This window comes from Paeniglutamicibacter psychrophenolicus (assembly GCF_030812255.1).
In the GTDB taxonomy this organism is placed as follows: Bacteria; Actinomycetota; Actinomycetes; order Actinomycetales; family Micrococcaceae; genus Paeniglutamicibacter; species Paeniglutamicibacter psychrophenolicus_A.
The window spans coordinates 464,859-480,872 of sequence record NZ_JAUSSH010000001.1 but is presented as its reverse complement, the minus strand read 5'-3'; the positions used below and the strand labels follow the sequence as shown (position 1 = coordinate 480,872).

The window sequence follows — 16,014 nt, the reverse complement described above, 5'->3', positions numbered from 1 at the left end:
GAAACGAAGCAGGTGCCTGGCATGGGAAGGGGCGATGCCACCGTGTGTTCGCGGATCCCGGGCCGTGGGCCTATCACGTTGGGCCCGGGAACCGTGGCACGGTGCCACCGCCCCCGCTCGCTGCTGCTAGGCGCGCGGCTTCGGGGTTGCTGCCTCCACAAAGGTGGAGCGCGGGTTTTCGAGGTTGTTCAGCTGCAGCGAGTCGCGGGTGAAGAAGAGCGCCACCATCCAGTCGCCCAAGACGCGGAACTTGCGCTCGAAGGTCGGCATGGCCATGCCGTGGTAGCCACGGTGTGCCATCCAGGCCGGCCAGCCCTTGAGCTTGACGCCCATGACCTTGGCGACGCCCTTGTTCGCACCGAAACCGGCAACCGCGCCGAGGTTCTTGTGCTTGTAGTTCTTGACCTGGCCCACGCCGTAGCGGGTGGAGTACAGGTTGTGTGCCAGCAGTTTGGCCTGGCGCACTGCGTGCTGTGCGTTGGGCACGCAGGTGCCGTCCGGCAGGCCGCCGGTCACGTCGGGCACTGCCGACACGTCGCCTGCGGCCCAGGCGCCCTCGATGGCTACGCCGTCCTCGCCGGTGATGCGCAGGTCGGTGCCGGTCATGACGCGGCCGCGGGGCTCGATCGGGAAGTCGGTGGAGCGAACCATCGGGTTGGCCATGACGCCAGCGGTCCAGATCAGCGTGTCGGACTCGAAGGTCTCGGCAGCGGACTTGTCCGGCATGTTGATCAGGGCCAGCTTGCCTTCCGTGGCGTCGGCCAGCGAGGTGTTCAGCAGGACCTCGATGCCGCGGCTGCGCAGGTGGTCGACAACCCACAGCGCCTGGTCCTCGGTGACCTCGGGCATGATGCGGCCCATGGCCTCGACCAGCACGAAGCGCAGCTCGTCCTTGCCGATGCGGCCGTTCAGGGCTGCGGCGTGGCGGGCCATGTCCTCGATCTCGGCGATGGTCTCGATGCCGGCGAAGCCGCCACCGACCACGACGAAGCTCAGGGCGCGCTTGCGCTCGGAGGCATCGGTCATCAACGAGGCAGACTCGATGCGCTCGAGGATCCTGTTTCGCAGGGCAACGGCTTCCTCGATGGACTTCAGGCCGATGCCCTCATCCGCAAGGCCCGGGATCGGGAAGGTGCGGGTGACCGCGCCGGCAGCCAGGACCACGTCGCGGTACTCGAGCTCGAACGGCTCGCCGACAACCGGCACGACGACGGCCTTGTTGTTCTTGTGGTCGATGGCCGAGACTCGGCCATTGATCAGTTCGGCGTGCTTGAGGTGCTGGCGGTGCGACACCACGACGTGGCGCGGCTCGATCTGGCCACCTGCCACCTCGGGGAGGAACGGCTGGTAGGTCATGTACGGCAGCGGGTCCACGACGGTGACGATGCCGCCGTGGTCCTTGACCTTCTTCTGCAGCTTCATTGCGACGTAAAGGCCAACGTAGCCGCCGCCAACTACAAGAATGCGCGGGCGATCGGAAAATTGTTGAGTGATAGGCATGTACCCATCATATCCCCAAAAACATCCTTTGTGAAAGTCTTCACTAACACGCCGCGGGGTGGCGCAGACCACTTTTCGGCCCGCGCGGTCAGGAGTTTTCGCCGGACTCCGGAAGCTCGTCGAAGATGTCCTTGCGACCGGTGCGATCGCCCAGTTTCAGCGCCGAAACCGGTGCGCTCTTGGTCGATTCGGCGATGGCCAGCCGGCGCCTGGCACGTGTGTAGTGCAGGGTCCCGCCCAGCATGGTCAACAGCAGCAACCCGCCGAAGCCCAGCACCAGCAGCGGCGGCAGGAATCCGGAGCCGTCGCTCGGCGGCAACGGTGCGGGGGCGGCGATGGGCTTGATGTCGGACTTCTCCGTGGAGATGCCCGGGGCCTCGGTGGGCCCGGCGTTGACCTGGGCTCCGCGGCGGTGCACCCGGATCCATTCGGTGATGGTGTTCATCGGGTTCGCCTCGACCTGCGGCACGTCGGCGGTGAGCGCGGCATGGGCATCGAGGATGCCGTGGCCGTAGAGGTTGTCCACGCCCGGCTTCCCCGCGTCGCGCGCGGTGGCCAGGATCCGGTTGATGACCTGCGGGGCTTTCATGTCCGGGTACTTGGAGCGGATCATCGCGGCCACCCCGGCAACCAGGGGCGCGGCGCCGGAGGTGCCCGACCAATCCGCGTAGCCGCCGCCGGGCAGCCCGCCGACCAGCGGGTCGGCCGGGGCCGCCACGCCGATGCTGATGCCCTCGGTGGAGGAATCGACGCTGGCCTTGCCCTTGCGGTCGATGCCGGCCACGGTGAGCACCCCGGGGATCGTTGCCGGGGCCCCGACCTGCTTCATGCCGCCGGCGCGGTTCCCGGCCGCGGCGACAATGACCACGTCCTTGTCCTCGGCGTACTTGAACGCCGTGTCCCAGCTGGTCGGCCAGTCCGGCTGGGTGGAGCCCAGCGAAATGTTGATGACCTTCGCCCCGTGGTCCACGGCCCACTTCACGGCCGCGGGCACCTGCTCCTCGACGGAAATCCCGGCGGGGTTCTCCGTGCCCATCCACAGCGAGAGCGAGAGCAGGTTGGCCTCCGGCGCCACGCCCAGCATGCCGTCGGGCCCGGCGGCGGGCTTCGGGATCTCGATCGGCTCGGGTGCCGGGGGCGGATCCTCGTCGGCTTCCTTGGCGGAGGCGACGGCCCGCTCGTAGGCGTTCTTCTGCGCCTCGGCATCGGCCTTGGCCTCGGCGATCGCCGCGCTGTTGTTGCCGCGCCCGGCCAGCAGCGTGGCCACCAGGGTCCCGTGCTCAGGCAGCGTGCCCAGCGGCTTGGAGCCGTCCGGGATGCCGGCGCCGGAGATGTCCTTGCCGCCGGTGACCACGCCGAGCAGATCGGGGTGGGAGGTGTCGATGCCCGTGTCAATGACCGCCACGGTGACCCCGGCGCCCTTGGAGACCTCCCAGGCCTTGGTAATGCCGGAGGATTTGAGCCACCATTCCCCGTCGCGGGCCGCATCGGCTTGTGCAGCAGGGGCCACGGCCAGTGCGGCCGTGAGGCCAAGCACCAGGGTCAATGCCGTGGCGGCGATGCGGCGCAGTCGTTGGCTCAAGTGTTCTCCTAGCGTGGGGCGTGGGGGACGCATGGGGGTTTCGGGCTGCGGTGCTTAGTTCCCCGGGCCAAGTCCCAGGGCAATTCCGTCCAGAATATCGTGCTCCGAGGCGGTGGCGGTGCCGATCCTGCCCGCACCCGCGCCGGCGACCCGTTCCAGGATGCATCCGTAGATCAGCGCGCCGGCGGCAATCACGTCCACCCGGCCGGGGTGCATATAGCCAAGTGAGGCACGGGTTTCCCGGTCGGATTCGAGCATGAACGCAATGGCGGTTTCGAGCTTGTCGATGCCCAGCTCGGCACCGTGGATGAGGTTCGAGTCATAATTCGCCAGTCCCAGCGCGGCGGCGGTGAGCGTGGTGATGGTCCCGGCCACGCCCACAATCCGGTCCACCGTGGAAAAGTCGACGGTTTCCTGGACCTCGTCGAGCACCGTGTTGACCTGTGCGCGGGCGGCGGCAATGGTCGCAGGTGTGGGCATGTCGTGGCGCCAGAAGCGCTCGGTGAGCCTGACGCAGCCCATGTCCATGGACCGGGAGGCCAGCGGCCCGTTCTCATCCCCCAGCACGAACTCGGTCGATCCCCCGCCCAGGTCGATCACCAGTATGCGGGTACCCGGCGCGGCAGGCGCCACGGAGGCAGCCCCGGCAAAGGACAGCGCCGCCTCGGTGTCCCCGGGCACGACCTCCGGGTCCACGCCCAGGCGCGCGCGGACCCCTGCGACGAATTCGTCGCGGTTCGACGCATCGCGCGTGGCCGAGGTGGCCACGAAGCGGATGCGGGTGGCCCCGTGCTCGCGGATCATCGCGGCATACTCGTCGATCGCGGCGAAGGTGCGCTCCAGGGCCTCGGGCGCGAATTCGCCGGTGGCATCCACGTCCTGGCCCAGGCGCACCACGCGCATCTGGCGCAACACATCCTCCAACGCCGGGCCCGTCGGGGTCCTGCGGGTGTCGGCGATGAGCAGGCGGATGGAGTTGGTGCCGCAGTCGATCGCGGCGACGCGACTCACGCGCCGGGCGTTTCGGTGGAACCGGATGCCGGGTCGCTGGCCTCGGCCTCGCGGGCGGCGCGGGCAGCCGCCCGCTGGGCCTGCTTGATGGCCGGGTCCACGGACTGGGTCTTCACGTGGCGCGAGCGGTCCCGGCTGGGTGCCGGGCCCTCGGTGTCCCAGGCCCCGGCGCAATAGCACTTGTCCTTGGTCCACCATTCGGCGATGGCCCCCAGGGCGCGGTCGCCCAGCGGGTTCACGCCCGGGCCGGCTGCCAGCGAGTGGCCCACCAAAACGTGCAGGCACTTCACGCGGGTGGGCATGCCGCCGGCGGAGACCCCCGCGATTTCCGGGACGGCCCCGGTGCCCGAGCGCTCGCCAATGGCGTCGCGCACGGCCAGGTACCCATCGTGCGCGCGCGCGTAGGCGGCGGCCAGCTCGGCGTCCTGGCCCAGCTCCGCGTTCATCTCATTCATGACCCCGGCGGCCTCGAGGCGCGAGACCGCGGCGGTGATCACCGGGTGCGTGAGGTAGTAGGTGGTCGGGAACGGGATCCCGGAGGAGAGCCGGGGTGCCGTGGTGGCCACCAGCGGGTTCCCGCAGATACAGCGGGCGCCGATCTCCACCACGTCGCGCACCGGGCGGTTCAGTTGGCGGGACAGGGTTTCCAGGTCCGCGGCGCTGGGCACCCGGGCTGAAGCATCGAGTGCTTCGTGGTTTTGGTTCGCGGCGTCCACGGTTGGGAGCATCTCCTCGCGTTGATGTGTCATAAAAAGCTGTGTGTGTGTGTGTGCGCGGCCGTGCGGCTCAGTCGGTGGCGGCGCGCTGCGCCGAGTCGAAGAGCGCATCGACCCAGGGCAGGTCGGTGCGGACTTCCTTGGGGCTTTGGTTGGGCTCGCCTGGTGCCGTTTCCTCGGGCCGGGTGCCGACGACCATGTAGTTGCGCTCGCCCGGCATGACCAAGTTTATCCGGTCGCGGGCCTGCTGCTTGATGTACAGCGGATCGTCCCAGCGGGCGATCTGGTCCTTGAGCGCCTCCTGCTCGGCCTGCTTGGCGGCAATCGAGGTGCGCAGCGCGGCAATCTCGTCGCGCTGGCGCGCATAGGTGCCGATGCTGGGCACCAGCAGCACCGCGAAAACCGACAGCGCGATGCTCAACGCCAGCAGGCGGCCGGAAAAGCTGCGCGCCGGAATGGGCTTCTTGGGGCCCGCGGGTTTCTTGCGGGGTTCGGGCGGGGCGGCCTGGCCGTCCTTGCGCACGGCACCGGAGAGCAGGTTCCGGTCCTCGATGCGCCGCTGCGAGGCGCTGGCCTTGGTCTTGGCCTTGGGTTTTGCGACAGGCCTGGAATCGGACTTGGGACCGGTCCGCGGCTTCGGGGCCGCCTTGGACGCGGCAGGCCTCGCTGCGGCAGGCTTCGGGGAAGCCGGGGCAGGCTTGCCCGCGGCGGTCACCCGGCCCAGCGGAACGACCTTGGGACGCGGAGCGGCAGCCGCCGGTCCGGGCGCCGCCTGTGCCTGGCGGGGTTCTTCGCGGTGCGGGCGCGGGCGCTTGGGCGGTGCCTCGGAGGCAGCTGCCTCGGGGCCCGGGGCCTGCCGCGGATCGCTGTCGGCCCCGCGAGCCGGACCCTTGGCCGGGGTCCCGGAGCGCGGCATGGGAGGACGTCGCGTGGCCATCGTGCTCCTTTGCCCTTTCGGTCCGGAGCCCTTGTCAGATGGCCCCGGGTTCTTCGTCGTCTCAAGCTTTCGGGGGTTAACACAAAAACTCGTGGGGGAACCAAGAATAGTTCCCCCACGAGCCTACGTGTAATTACGGCTGGTTATGCACCGAAACGCGGGAAGGCGCCGGCACCGGCGTAAACCGCCGCGTCGCCGAGTTCCTCCTCGATGCGCAGCAGCTGGTTGTACTTCGCCACGCGCTCCGAGCGGGCCGGGGCACCGGTCTTGATCTGCCCGGCGTTGGTGGCAACGCAGATGTCGGCGATGGTGGTGTCCTCGGTCTCGCCCGAGCGGTGCGAGGTGATCGTGGAGTAGCCGGCACGCTGGGCCATCGAGATGGCGTCCAGGGTCTCGGTCAGGGTGCCGATCTGGTTGACCTTCACCAGCAGCGAGTTGGCGGTGCCGGTCTCGATGCCGCGGGCCAGGCGCTCCGGGTTGGTGACGAACAAATCGTCGCCCACCAGCTGGACCTTGTCGCCGATGGCGTCGGTGAGGGTCTTCCAGCCTTCCCAGTCGTCCTCGTCCAGCGGGTCCTCGATGGACACCAGCGGGAAGTCGGCGACCAGCTGGGCGTAGTAGTCGCTCATTTCCTGGGCGGTGATCGACTTGCCTTCGAACTGGTAGGTGCCGTTCTCAAAGAACTCGGAGGAGGCAACATCCAGGGCCAGGGCGATGTCCTCGCCCGGGGTGTAACCGGAGCGGGTGATGGCCTCGGTGATCAGCTCAAGGGCCGCACGGTTGGAGGGCAGGTTCGGGGCGAAGCCGCCCTCGTCGCCCAGGCCGGTGGACAGGCCCTTTTCCTTGAGCACGGACTTGAGGTTGTGGTAGACCTCAACGCCCCAGCGCAGGCCCTCGGAGAAGGTCGATGCGCCGATCGGGGCGATCATGAATTCCTGGATGTCCACATCGGAGTCGGCGTGCGAGCCGCCGTTGAGGATGTTCATCAGCGGAACCGGCAGCACGTGGGCGTTCGGGCCGCCCAGGTACTTGTACAGCGGCAGGTTCGAGGACTCGGCTGCGGCGTTGGCCACGGCCAGCGAGACACCCAGGATGGCGTTGGCGCCCAGCTTGGACTTGTTGCTGGTTCCGTCCAAGTCGATCATCGCGGCATCCAGTGCGCGCTGGTCGGTGGCGTCCATGCCCTCGACGGCGGCACCGATGTCATCGATGACGGCGTTGACGGCGCCAAGGACACCCTTGCCCTGGTAACGCTTGGGATCTTCGTCGCGGCGCTCTGCTGCCTCGAAGGCACCGGTGGAGGCACCGGAAGGAACCGCTGCGCGGCCCATCGAGCCGTCGGAGAGCAGGACCTCAACCTCAACGGTTGGGTTGCCGCGCGAATCGAGGATCTCGCGGGCGTGGATGGCTTCAATCAATGCCATGGGAAGGTACTCCTTCAAGGTGTGGATGTTGGTCGAACGTGTTCTGCATGCTGCAGGCGCCGTTGCCTGCCCCTAGCCTAGCTTGGGCGAGAGCCAGTTCACGAAGTTGTTTCCTGCGTTTCGCCCTGCGCCAATGCAATGCGTTGCTGCACGACGTTGCGCAGGGCACGTTCGGCGTCGAGGCCCCGGGAACGGGCCGCGTCGCACAGGGCGAGCAGTTGCTCACCCAGTTCCTGTTCGTCTTCCGGAACGCCACGGTGCGGCGCATCCGGCGGAACGACGGAATCCTGGTTCGTCCGCGTATCCGCGCCGGGCGCGGGAGCGGCATCGGTGATCGCCGAGTGCCTCGCGGTGCGGGAGAGAAAGGTTTGGGCATGGAGCAGCGCCGGCAGGTTCTTGGGCATGCCCGCGGTCGGCGACTCGTTCAGCGGTTTCTCGGCGCGCTTGGCACGGTCCCAGGACTCGATGATCTCGGCGATCGAGTCCGGGAAGCTGTCCTTGAGGCTGCCGTCGGGGTGGAAGACGTGGGTGTTGCGGCGCACCATCTTCGCGGCCAGGAAGGCGGCGATGGAATCGAAGTCGAAGGCCCGGCGTTCGGCGCCGATCGAGGCGTGCAGGAGAACCTGCAGCAGGATGTCGCCGAGTTCGGCTTCCAGCTCGGCATCCGGGGCGTGGGTCTCGATGGCCTCGGTGAGCTCGTAGGATTCCTCGAGCAGGTACTGGACCAGGGATTCGTGGGTCAGCGCGGCGGTCCAGGCGCAATGGGCGCGAAGCTGGGAAATGATCTCGACGAGGCGGTCGACCTGCTCACTCACTGCTGTCCTCCAGCATCCTCCGATTGTGGTTATCGGATTTCCTCGGGGTTTTCACGTCACCATTTAGCCCATCCAGTCGGATCGCAGATGAACATTCTGTACTCATCAACTCCAGCTGGTATGCGTTAGCCACGATGTCGTGAAAGTTTGCCGAGACCCCCTTGGGGGCCAGCGATTCAATGACAAGAACGCCGACGGGGACCATCAGCCCTCCCTCAACCCGGTCAATACGCCTGCACAGATAGCTGCGTGACTGCATTCGCAGTCTCTCAACGACTTCCAAAGGTAAGCGATAATCGTCCACTATCCGTCGGTTCCACAAGTCGCGGTCCTTCGGCAAATCTGTTTTGAGGGACTGTCTGCCTGCCCATGTCTCGGCAACAATGCCTTGGTCTTTTTCATGGTGCATACGGATGGTGGTGGCGAAGGTTGCATTGTCGGAGTAACGTCCGATTTGAACGAACTGGCCACTCAAGCACGGGGCAAAAATAGATGCCCTGACATCAACGGTGTTGATTCCGAGATCCTGCAGCAATCCGCGCAGGAGGAATTGCACACGTTCATTTCTTGGACCAGCCAACGTTGCAAGTTCAGTTCGCAATTGCTCAACTAGCTGCTCGGCCCGGCGACTGGCGCTTGCCCACACCAATCCCCAGATGGTTCCAGCCAGAACAACTAAGCCTGGCAGCCACCATAATCCCGAATGCGTATTTCGCGCGAGCAGGACGCTGAGCCAGATGGTTCCGGCAACCTGTACCGTAGTGGGCCCGAATTGTTTGATAAGCCGCCAAACCAAAGCGGCTCTCAATTCGCCCGGAGTAAGACTATGCAAGCGCCAATTCCGTGCCGTAATTTTCGAGATGTCGCTGACCGCGCGAAGAAGGAACCGTAGCTGGTACGAGCTGGTCGTCGTCTTCTACCACGACCCCGGCATCCGTGAAGGTCCTTCGAATCACATCATCGCAATGTGATTGGGCTTCCCCCCACGATCCAGCCACAATATTAAACGAAATTCGTATCAGCTGGTTCGCGGCGAGTCGAACGCCGGCTTCCCCTATCACGGGGTCGTTTTGGATCACGGCGTTGAATGCGGTCGAGATGTCTCTTGCAAGAGCATCGACTTCCGCAATTCCAGTAGCCAAAACCTCGGTTTCGAACTGGAACTTCATTGGGAGGGCATTACCCATCTCAGTTGCTCCTTTTACGCCGAATATTGGTTCTCGTGCCACCATCGTAACCCTTTGCCCTTTGGGTGCCTTGTCGTTGACCACAGTTGCCGGTAGCCCGGCAGGCTCCCTGCAGTCAATGTGTTACATGCCGCCGCCACCCGTAGTTCGGTTCGCAATTGCCCATAACCGCGTTTACAACCTTTAGTTCCTTAAGCGCCGAAGCCGGTGCACCGGTGCCCCAAGACGGGCACTGATGCACCGGCGGCCGGTGCCGGGGAAGCGGCCGATCCGCTCCCCCGTAAGGCGGACGGCTGGTTAGTCGTCGTCCTCGTCGTCGAAGTCCTCGAACTCGTCGTCGTCGCCGTTCTGCTCGTCGGACATCTGCTCGTAGGCCTCGTTGATGAAGTCCACCAGGGCCTCGCGTTCCTCCAGCGGGAGGAAGGCCGCCTCGGCGGCGTTCAGCGTGAGGTCCAGCAGGTCCTCGAGGTCGTAGTCGAAGGCCTCCACGAGCAGCTCGAACTCGTCCGAGATCGTGGTGCCGCTCATCAGCCGGTTGTCCGGGGAGATGGTGACGTTGAACCCGGTCTGCACCAAAAGGTCCACCGGGTGCGACTCGATGCCGTCGCCGAAGGCGGCGGTTGCTCCGGTCTGCAGGTTGGAGGACGGGCAGATCTCCAGGGCGATGCCGCGGTCGCGGACCCAGTTGGCGACCGGGCCGAGGTTCACCAGGCCGGTGTCGTCGCCGACCTCCTCGCCGTCGTCGTCGAGCCCGCCGAACTGGATCTCGATGTCCTCGGCGATGCGCACGCCGTGGCCCAGGCGCTGGGCCCGGCCGGTGATCAGCGCGTCGCGGATCGAGTCAAGGCCCGCGGCCTCCCCGGCGTGCACGGTGGTGGGGAAGAAGTTCTCCGCCAGCAGGTCGAAGGCCTCCTTCATGCGCGAGGGCGGGAAGCCGTCCTCGGCGCCGGCGATGTCGAAGCCCACCACACCGCGCGAGCGGTGGCGCAGGGCCAGTTCGGCAATCTCGACGCCGCGGTCGGCCTGGCGCATGGCGGTGACCAGCTGGCCGACCTGGATCGGGGTGCCGGCCTCGGTCAGCCGCGCGCTGGCCTCCTCGAGTCCCGCCTGCACGGCCTCGACGGCGTCGTCCAGGGACAGGCCTTCGCGCTGGTGCTGCTCGGGTGCCCAGCGCACCTCGGCGTAGACCACGCCGTCGGCGACCAGGTCCTCGACGAATTCGCCGGCGACCCGCTTGAGCGCGTCCTTGGTCTGCATCACCGCGATGGTGTGTTCGAAGGTTTCCAGGTAGCGCTCCAGCGAACCGGAGTCGGCCGAGGCCCGGAACCAGGCACCGAGTTCCCCGGCATTGGTGGAAGGAAGCTTGTGGCCCGCGGCGGCGGCCAGCTCGATGATGGTTTGCGGGCGCAATCCCCCGTCGAGGTGGTCGTGCAGCGAGACCTTGGGAAGGGCCTTGAAGTCGAAGGAAGGGTCATAGGCAATGTGGATCATCTCGTCAGTCACCCGCCCAGCCTAGCGGGGCCCGGCGGCTTCCAACAGTGGATCGAGGTGGTGTTGGGCCGAATGTTCACGCAACACCCACCGAGTGTTCAATTGCCGTCCGAGGCCATCGCTTCGGGTTCGGGGTCCTGCCCGGGCACCCGCACGGGGCGCTGCGCTTCCACGCCGCGGTGGTCCCCGTTGGCGTCCGGGTTTTCGTGTTGTGTGCCGCGGCGGCCCAGGCGGACCAGGATCGCGTGCGAAAGCTTGTCGATCAGGTAGCCCATGACGATGGCCAGGGCCACGGAAAGGCCGATGCCCAGCAGCTGGTTGTCGTGGAACCAGGCCCCGGCCACCACGCCTATGGCCACCGAATAGCTGGCCCAGGTCAGGCAGCCGGCAACGTCCAGCAGGGTGAAGCGCCGGTGCGAGAAGCCGGTGGCTCCGGAGCTCAGGTTCACCACGACCCGGCCGATGGGAACGTAGCGGGCGGTGAAGATCAGCATGGCCCCGCGCACGTTCAGCTCGCGTCTGGCAAAGGCAAAGAGCTTCTGGGTGCGCGGCCTGCGCATCCAGCCAAAGCGTTCGGTGCCGATGCGCCGCCCCAGCAGGTATGCCATCTGGTCCCCGGCGATCGCACCTGCCGCGCCGGCCAGGATCAGCAGGTAGACATTGGGGATCCCGGTGCCGGCAGCCACGACCCCCAGTGCCACCAGCAGCGTCTCGGACGGAAGGATGGGCAGGAAGCCGTCGATGAAGCAAAAGAGGCAAACGACCGGCAGAATCCACCACGCGTTTGCAGCGTGCACGATGGCTTCGTTGATCAGATCCACTAAGAAACCGGCTTTCGATTATTTGGTGCGGGCCAGGTCAAGTACCCCCAAGGAAATACGTGTCTTGAATCCAGGCTCCGCGTGGTTCCCATTCTCCCGCATGTTGCGTGCCGCGCGCATCATTCCGCAGGCTGAATCGCGCAGCGTTGCACCTGGTCCTTTCGGACCAGGTGCAACGCGGGTCCACGGTTGCTGCCGCGGCGGCGTCCCCGAAGGGACCGTGGCGTCAGGAAGCGGTGATCCGCTCGTGGATCAGCACCATGTCCGGTCGGCTTCCGGCCGGGGCGATGGTTGCGGCCTGCTCGAGGATTTCCCGGGCCCGGTCGAAGCGTTCGGGGGTGTCGGTGAGCATGGTGGCCAGCGGGGCCCCGCGGCGCACCAGGTCCCCGGGCTTGGCGTGCAGGCGCACGCCGGCACCGGCCTGCACCGGGTCCTGCCGGCGGGCACGTCCGGCGCCCAGCCGCCAGGCGGCGACGCCCACGTCCATGGCATCCAGGGAGGTGATGACGCCGTCGGCCTGCGCGTAGATGGTTTCCGATTCCTTGGCCACCGGCAGCGGGGCGTCGTTGTTCCCGCCCTGGGCGGCGATCATGGCCCGCCACTTGTCCATGGCCCGGCCGTCCTTCAGGGCGGCGGCAACATCCACGTCCGTGACGCCGGCACCGGCGAGCATCTCGGTGGCCAGCGCGATCGTCAGTTCCACGACGTCGGCCGGTCCCCCGCCGGCAAGCACCTCGATGGATTCCTCCACCTCGATGGCGTTGCCCGCGGTCAGGCCCAGCGGGGTGTCCATGTTGGTCAGCAGCGCCACCGTGTGCACCGACGCATCGGTGCCCAGGTTCACCATGGTGCGCGCCAGTTCCCGCGCATCCTCCAGGGTCTTCATGAACGCCCCGGAGCCGACCTTCACGTCCAGGACCAGCGCGCCGGTGCCCTCGGCGATCTTCTTGCTCATGATGGAGGAAGCGATCAGCGGGATGGCCTCGACGGTGCCGGTGACATCGCGCAGCGCGTAGAGCTTCTTGTCGGCCGGGGCCAGGGAGGCGCCGGCGGCGCAGATGACGGCACCGACCTCGGAGAGCTGGCGCATCATCTGAGCGTTGGACAGATCCGCACGCCAGCCGGCGATGGCCTCGAGCTTGTCCAGGGTGCCGCCGGTGTGCCCCAGCCCGCGGCCCGAGAGCTGCGGGACGGCCACGCCGAAGACGGCGACCAGCGGCGCCAGCGGCAAGGTGATCTTGTCCCCCACCCCGCCGGTGGAATGCTTGTCGGTGGTGGCCAGTGCCCGCCCGGCCGGGGTGCGCAGCGTGGAGAAGTCCATGCGCTCCCCCGAGTTGATCATGGCGGTGGTCCAGCGGGAGATCTCCGCCCGGTCCATGCCGTTGAGCAGTATGGCCATGTTCAGCGCCGCCATCTGCTCCTCAGCGATCACCCCGCGGGTGTAGGCGTCGATGGTCCAGTCGATCTGCTCGCCGGACAGGGTGCCACGGTCGCGCTTGATGCGGATGATGTCAACGGCGTCAAAGTTCTCGGTGCTCATGAATGCTCCCTTGTCGAAAAAACCTTGCCCCGCCCACCCTCCAGGGGGTGGGCGGGGCAAGTGGTTTAGAGGTTGTGCGGCCCGAACGCGTCGGGCAGCACCTGTTCCATGGTGTGGATTCCGTGTGGTGTCATCAGCACCATTTCGGAACCGCGGTGCTCGGAGAGCAGCTGCCGGCAGCGCCCGCAGGGCATCAGCGCCCTCCCGGAGGAATCCACGCAGTAGAAGGCGTGCAGTTTCCCGCCGCCGGTGGCAAAGAGCTCGCCGACCATGTTGCATTCGGCGCACAACGTCGCCCCGTAGGCGGCGTTCTCCACGTTGCAGCCCGAGACGATCCGTCCGTCCTCGGTCAGCGCCGCGGCGCCGACCTTGAACTTCGAGTACGGCGCGTAGGCCCGTTCCATGGCCGCGACCGCGGCCACGCGCAGGGTTTCCCACTCGGGCTCTCCCACCACCGGCAGGGCGCCGGAGGATTCATTCATGGCAGTTTCCTTTCCTAGCCCTTGACGTACGGTTCGCCGTCGGCGGCAGGTGCCCGGGACTTGCCGACCAACCCGGCCACGGCAAAGACCGTCACGACGTAGGGCAGCATGGCCATGAACTGGCTGGGCACCGGGGTGCCGATGATGGTGAGGATCGACTGCAGGTTGTCGGCGAAGCCGAAGAGCAGTGCGGCGAAGAAGGCACCGATCGGGTTCCAGCGTCCGAAGATCACCGCGGCCAGGGCGATGAATCCGCGGCCGCCGGAGATTTCCTTGGTGAAGGAGTCGATGGCGACCAGGGTGAAGAAGGATCCGCCGATGCCGGCGATGGCCCCGCCGAGGACCACGTTGACGAAGCGGGTGGTGTTGACCTTGATGCCCAGGGTGTCGGCGGCCTTGGGGTGCTCGCCCACGGCGCGCACGCGCAGGCCCCAGCGGGTCTTGAACAGCCCGATCCACACCGCGGCAACCGCGATGTACATCAGGTAGCCCACGATGGACTGGCGGAAGAGGATCGGGCCGATGATCGGGATGGCCGAGAGCCCCGGGATGTCGATGACCGGCAGTCGGCCCGGGGAGTTGTAGAGCTCCGGGTCTTCCTGCATCACGGTGGTGAAGAGGAATCCGGTGATGCCCGAGACCAGCACGTTGAGCACCACGCCGACGATGATCTGGTTGACCACGTACTTGATGGAGAAGATCGCCAGCACCACCGAGACCAGGGCACCGGCCACGGCTGCGGCCAGCAGTCCCAGCATCGGGCTGCCGGTGACCGAGGCGATGATCGCGGCGCTGAACGCGCCGCCGAGCAGCTGGCCCTCGATGGCGATGTTGACCACGCCGGCGCGCTCGCACAGCACCCCGGAAAGGGAGCCGAAGACCAGCGGGACGGCCAGGGTGACCGAGCCGGCGATCAGGCCGGCCAGGGAGATCTGCGGGGTGCGGGCCCCGGAGACGACCCAGACCAGGAACGCGAAGATGAACAGCGCGGCAAAGACCATGGGCACCCAGCCCGGGGTCGGGCGGTGCTCGCGGGCCAGGAAGATCGAGTACCCGGCCAGCACGCACATCCCCAGGCCGAGCACGATCCCGGTTGCCATCCCCGGGACGACCAGGTCGGGCAGGGTGAAGACGTCGCCGCCGGTGGAGATGCCGAAGGTCGCACTCTGGTCGGATCCGGCGAAGCCGAAGAACACCAGTGAGAGCAGCCCGATGACCGAGAGCATGATCGGGGTCTTCCAGCTCACCGGGGCGAGCGGCCGGATCATGGCGGGCAGGGTTGGGGCCGGCGCGCTCATGCGCCACCTCCTTGGCTGGCAGGTGCAGCGGGCGCGGGTGCCGCGTGCTTGGGCGTCTTCGGGTGCTTGTTCTTCGATTTGCGGTTCAGCCCGAACATGGCGCGCACCAACGGAGGCGCGGCAATGAACAGCACGATCAGCGACTGGACGACCAGCACGATGTCGATGGGGGTCCCGGTGGAGATCTGCATGGTCACCGCACCGGCGCGGAAGGCGCCAAAGAGCAGGCCGGCAAAGAAGGTGCCCCACGGGGTGGAGCGGCCCAGCAGGGCCACGGTGATCGCGTCGAAGCCCAGCGAGGCGGCGATGCCCGCGGTGAGCACCTGTTCGGTGCCCGCCACCTGGGCCACGCCCGCGGCCCCGGCCAGCGCACCGGCGATGGCCATGACCAGGATCGTGGAGCGGGCCACGTTGACGCCCGCGGTGCGTGCGGCTGCCGGGTTGGCGCCGACGGCGCGGAACTCGAAGCCGATGGTGGAGCGGTTCAGGATCCAGGCCACCAGGATGGTCAACAGAATCGCCATCACGAAGCCCAGGTGCAGGCGGGAGCCCGGCAACGCCGGGAAGACCGCGCTGGGATCCAGGATCGGGGAGATCGGGTTGGTCTCCCCCGGGCGCTGGAACGCCTTGGTGTTCAAGAGGAAGTCAAGGAAGTACAGGGCCACGTAGTTGAACATGATCGTGAGGATCACCTCGTGGGCGCCGGTGCGGGCCTTGAGCAGGCCGACCAGGCCGCCCCAGACGGCACCGCCGAGCACACCCATGAAGATGACCACCAGCAGGTGGATGCCGAAGGGCAGGTGCCAGGCGAATCCGGCGTAGGCGGCCATGATGGAGCCGATGATGATCTGCCCCTGGGCGCCGATGTTGAACAGCCCGGCGCGGAAGGCCAGGGCGACGCCCAGGCCGGCGCAGATCAGCGGGGTGGAGACCGTCAGGGTCTCCAGGAAGGGTGCGAAGCCCTGCCGGGAATTGTAGATCGAGCCTTGGAAGAGCGAGACGTAGGAGTCGGTCCCGGCCGCCCACAGCGCGGAGAAGAAGTCCGAGGGGCGGGAGAAGAGGTAGCCGGCGGTCGTGGCGACCTTGGCGTCGGTGGCGGCGATCAGCAGTCCGCCGAGCACCAAGGCGACGAACACGGCCAGCACCGAGACGAGACCGGGGCCCTGGGTGATCCTCACCCAGATGCCGTGCTGCTGCTCGTTGATGGTGT

At 67.1% G+C, this 16,014-nt stretch carries 15 protein-coding genes; all 15 read right to left on the bottom strand.

Features of this window, described 5'->3' with window-relative positions:
- Positions 1-126: 126 nt before the first annotated feature.
- On the bottom strand, positions 127-1,500 hold the full coding sequence (locus tag J2T21_RS02160) for an NAD(P)/FAD-dependent oxidoreductase (protein ID WP_307577961.1): 1,374 nt from the start codon (positions 1,498-1,500) through the stop codon (positions 127-129).
- Positions 1,501-1,588: 88 nt separating this feature from the next.
- Positions 1,589-3,082, bottom strand: a complete 1,494-nt coding sequence (locus J2T21_RS02155; RefSeq protein ID WP_307577959.1) for a S8 family serine peptidase — start codon at positions 3,080-3,082, stop codon at positions 1,589-1,591.
- A gap of 54 nt (positions 3,083-3,136) precedes the next feature.
- The gene (locus tag J2T21_RS02150; protein WP_307577957.1) at positions 3,137-4,093 is read right to left on the bottom strand and encodes a Ppx/GppA phosphatase family protein; all 957 of its coding nucleotides are present in this window, start codon (positions 4,091-4,093) and stop codon (positions 3,137-3,139) included.
- Positions 4,090-4,821, bottom strand: coding sequence for a DUF501 domain-containing protein (locus J2T21_RS02145; RefSeq protein WP_307578331.1), 732 nt, complete (start codon positions 4,819-4,821; stop codon positions 4,090-4,092). The genes J2T21_RS02150 and J2T21_RS02145 overlap by 4 nt, the downstream gene beginning before the upstream one ends.
- Positions 4,822-4,879: 58 nt before the next feature.
- A complete protein-coding gene (locus J2T21_RS02140) occupies positions 4,880-5,746 on the bottom strand; it encodes a septum formation initiator family protein (protein WP_307577955.1) in 867 nt (288 codons plus the stop codon).
- A gap of 143 nt (positions 5,747-5,889) precedes the next feature.
- A complete protein-coding gene (gene eno, locus J2T21_RS02135) occupies positions 5,890-7,170 on the bottom strand; it encodes a phosphopyruvate hydratase (RefSeq protein WP_307577953.1) in 1,281 nt (426 codons plus the stop codon).
- Between the two features lie 98 nt (positions 7,171-7,268).
- Positions 7,269-7,985 carry a MazG nucleotide pyrophosphohydrolase domain-containing protein gene (locus tag J2T21_RS02130; RefSeq protein WP_307577951.1) on the bottom strand — a complete coding sequence of 239 codons (717 nt, stop codon included), beginning with the start codon at positions 7,983-7,985 and terminating at the stop codon, positions 7,269-7,271.
- Positions 7,978-8,817: a hypothetical protein gene (locus J2T21_RS02125; protein ID WP_307577949.1), complete on the bottom strand. Its 840-nt coding sequence runs from the start codon at positions 8,815-8,817 to the stop codon at positions 7,978-7,980. Before J2T21_RS02125 ends, J2T21_RS02130 begins: the two co-directional genes overlap by 8 nt.
- A complete protein-coding gene (locus J2T21_RS02120) occupies positions 8,810-9,172 on the bottom strand; it encodes a hypothetical protein (RefSeq protein WP_307577947.1) in 363 nt (120 codons plus the stop codon). Before J2T21_RS02120 ends, J2T21_RS02125 begins: the two co-directional genes overlap by 8 nt.
- A 297-nt stretch (positions 9,173-9,469) precedes the next feature.
- Positions 9,470-10,663 carry an adenosine deaminase gene (locus J2T21_RS02115; RefSeq protein ID WP_307578329.1) on the bottom strand — a complete coding sequence of 398 codons (1,194 nt, stop codon included), beginning with the start codon at positions 10,661-10,663 and terminating at the stop codon, positions 9,470-9,472.
- A gap of 98 nt (positions 10,664-10,761) precedes the next feature.
- On the bottom strand, positions 10,762-11,484 hold the full coding sequence (locus J2T21_RS02110; protein ID WP_307577944.1) for a DedA family protein: 723 nt from the start codon (positions 11,482-11,484) through the stop codon (positions 10,762-10,764).
- 226 nt (positions 11,485-11,710) lie between these two features.
- Complete coding sequence (locus tag J2T21_RS02105) at positions 11,711-13,024, bottom strand: thymidine phosphorylase (RefSeq protein WP_307577942.1); 1,314 nt, start codon at positions 13,022-13,024, stop codon at positions 11,711-11,713.
- Between the two features lie 65 nt (positions 13,025-13,089).
- On the bottom strand, positions 13,090-13,506 hold the full coding sequence (locus J2T21_RS02100) for a cytidine deaminase (RefSeq protein WP_307577941.1): 417 nt from the start codon (positions 13,504-13,506) through the stop codon (positions 13,090-13,092).
- 14 nt (positions 13,507-13,520) lie between these two features.
- Positions 13,521-14,804, bottom strand: a complete 1,284-nt coding sequence (locus J2T21_RS02095; RefSeq protein WP_307577938.1) for an ABC transporter permease — start codon at positions 14,802-14,804, stop codon at positions 13,521-13,523.
- Positions 14,801-16,009 (bottom strand): ABC transporter permease, encoded by a 1,209-nt coding sequence (locus tag J2T21_RS02090; RefSeq protein WP_307578327.1) that lies wholly within the window; start codon positions 16,007-16,009, stop codon positions 14,801-14,803. The genes J2T21_RS02095 and J2T21_RS02090 overlap by 4 nt, the downstream gene beginning before the upstream one ends.
- Positions 16,010-16,014 lie beyond the last annotated feature (5 nt).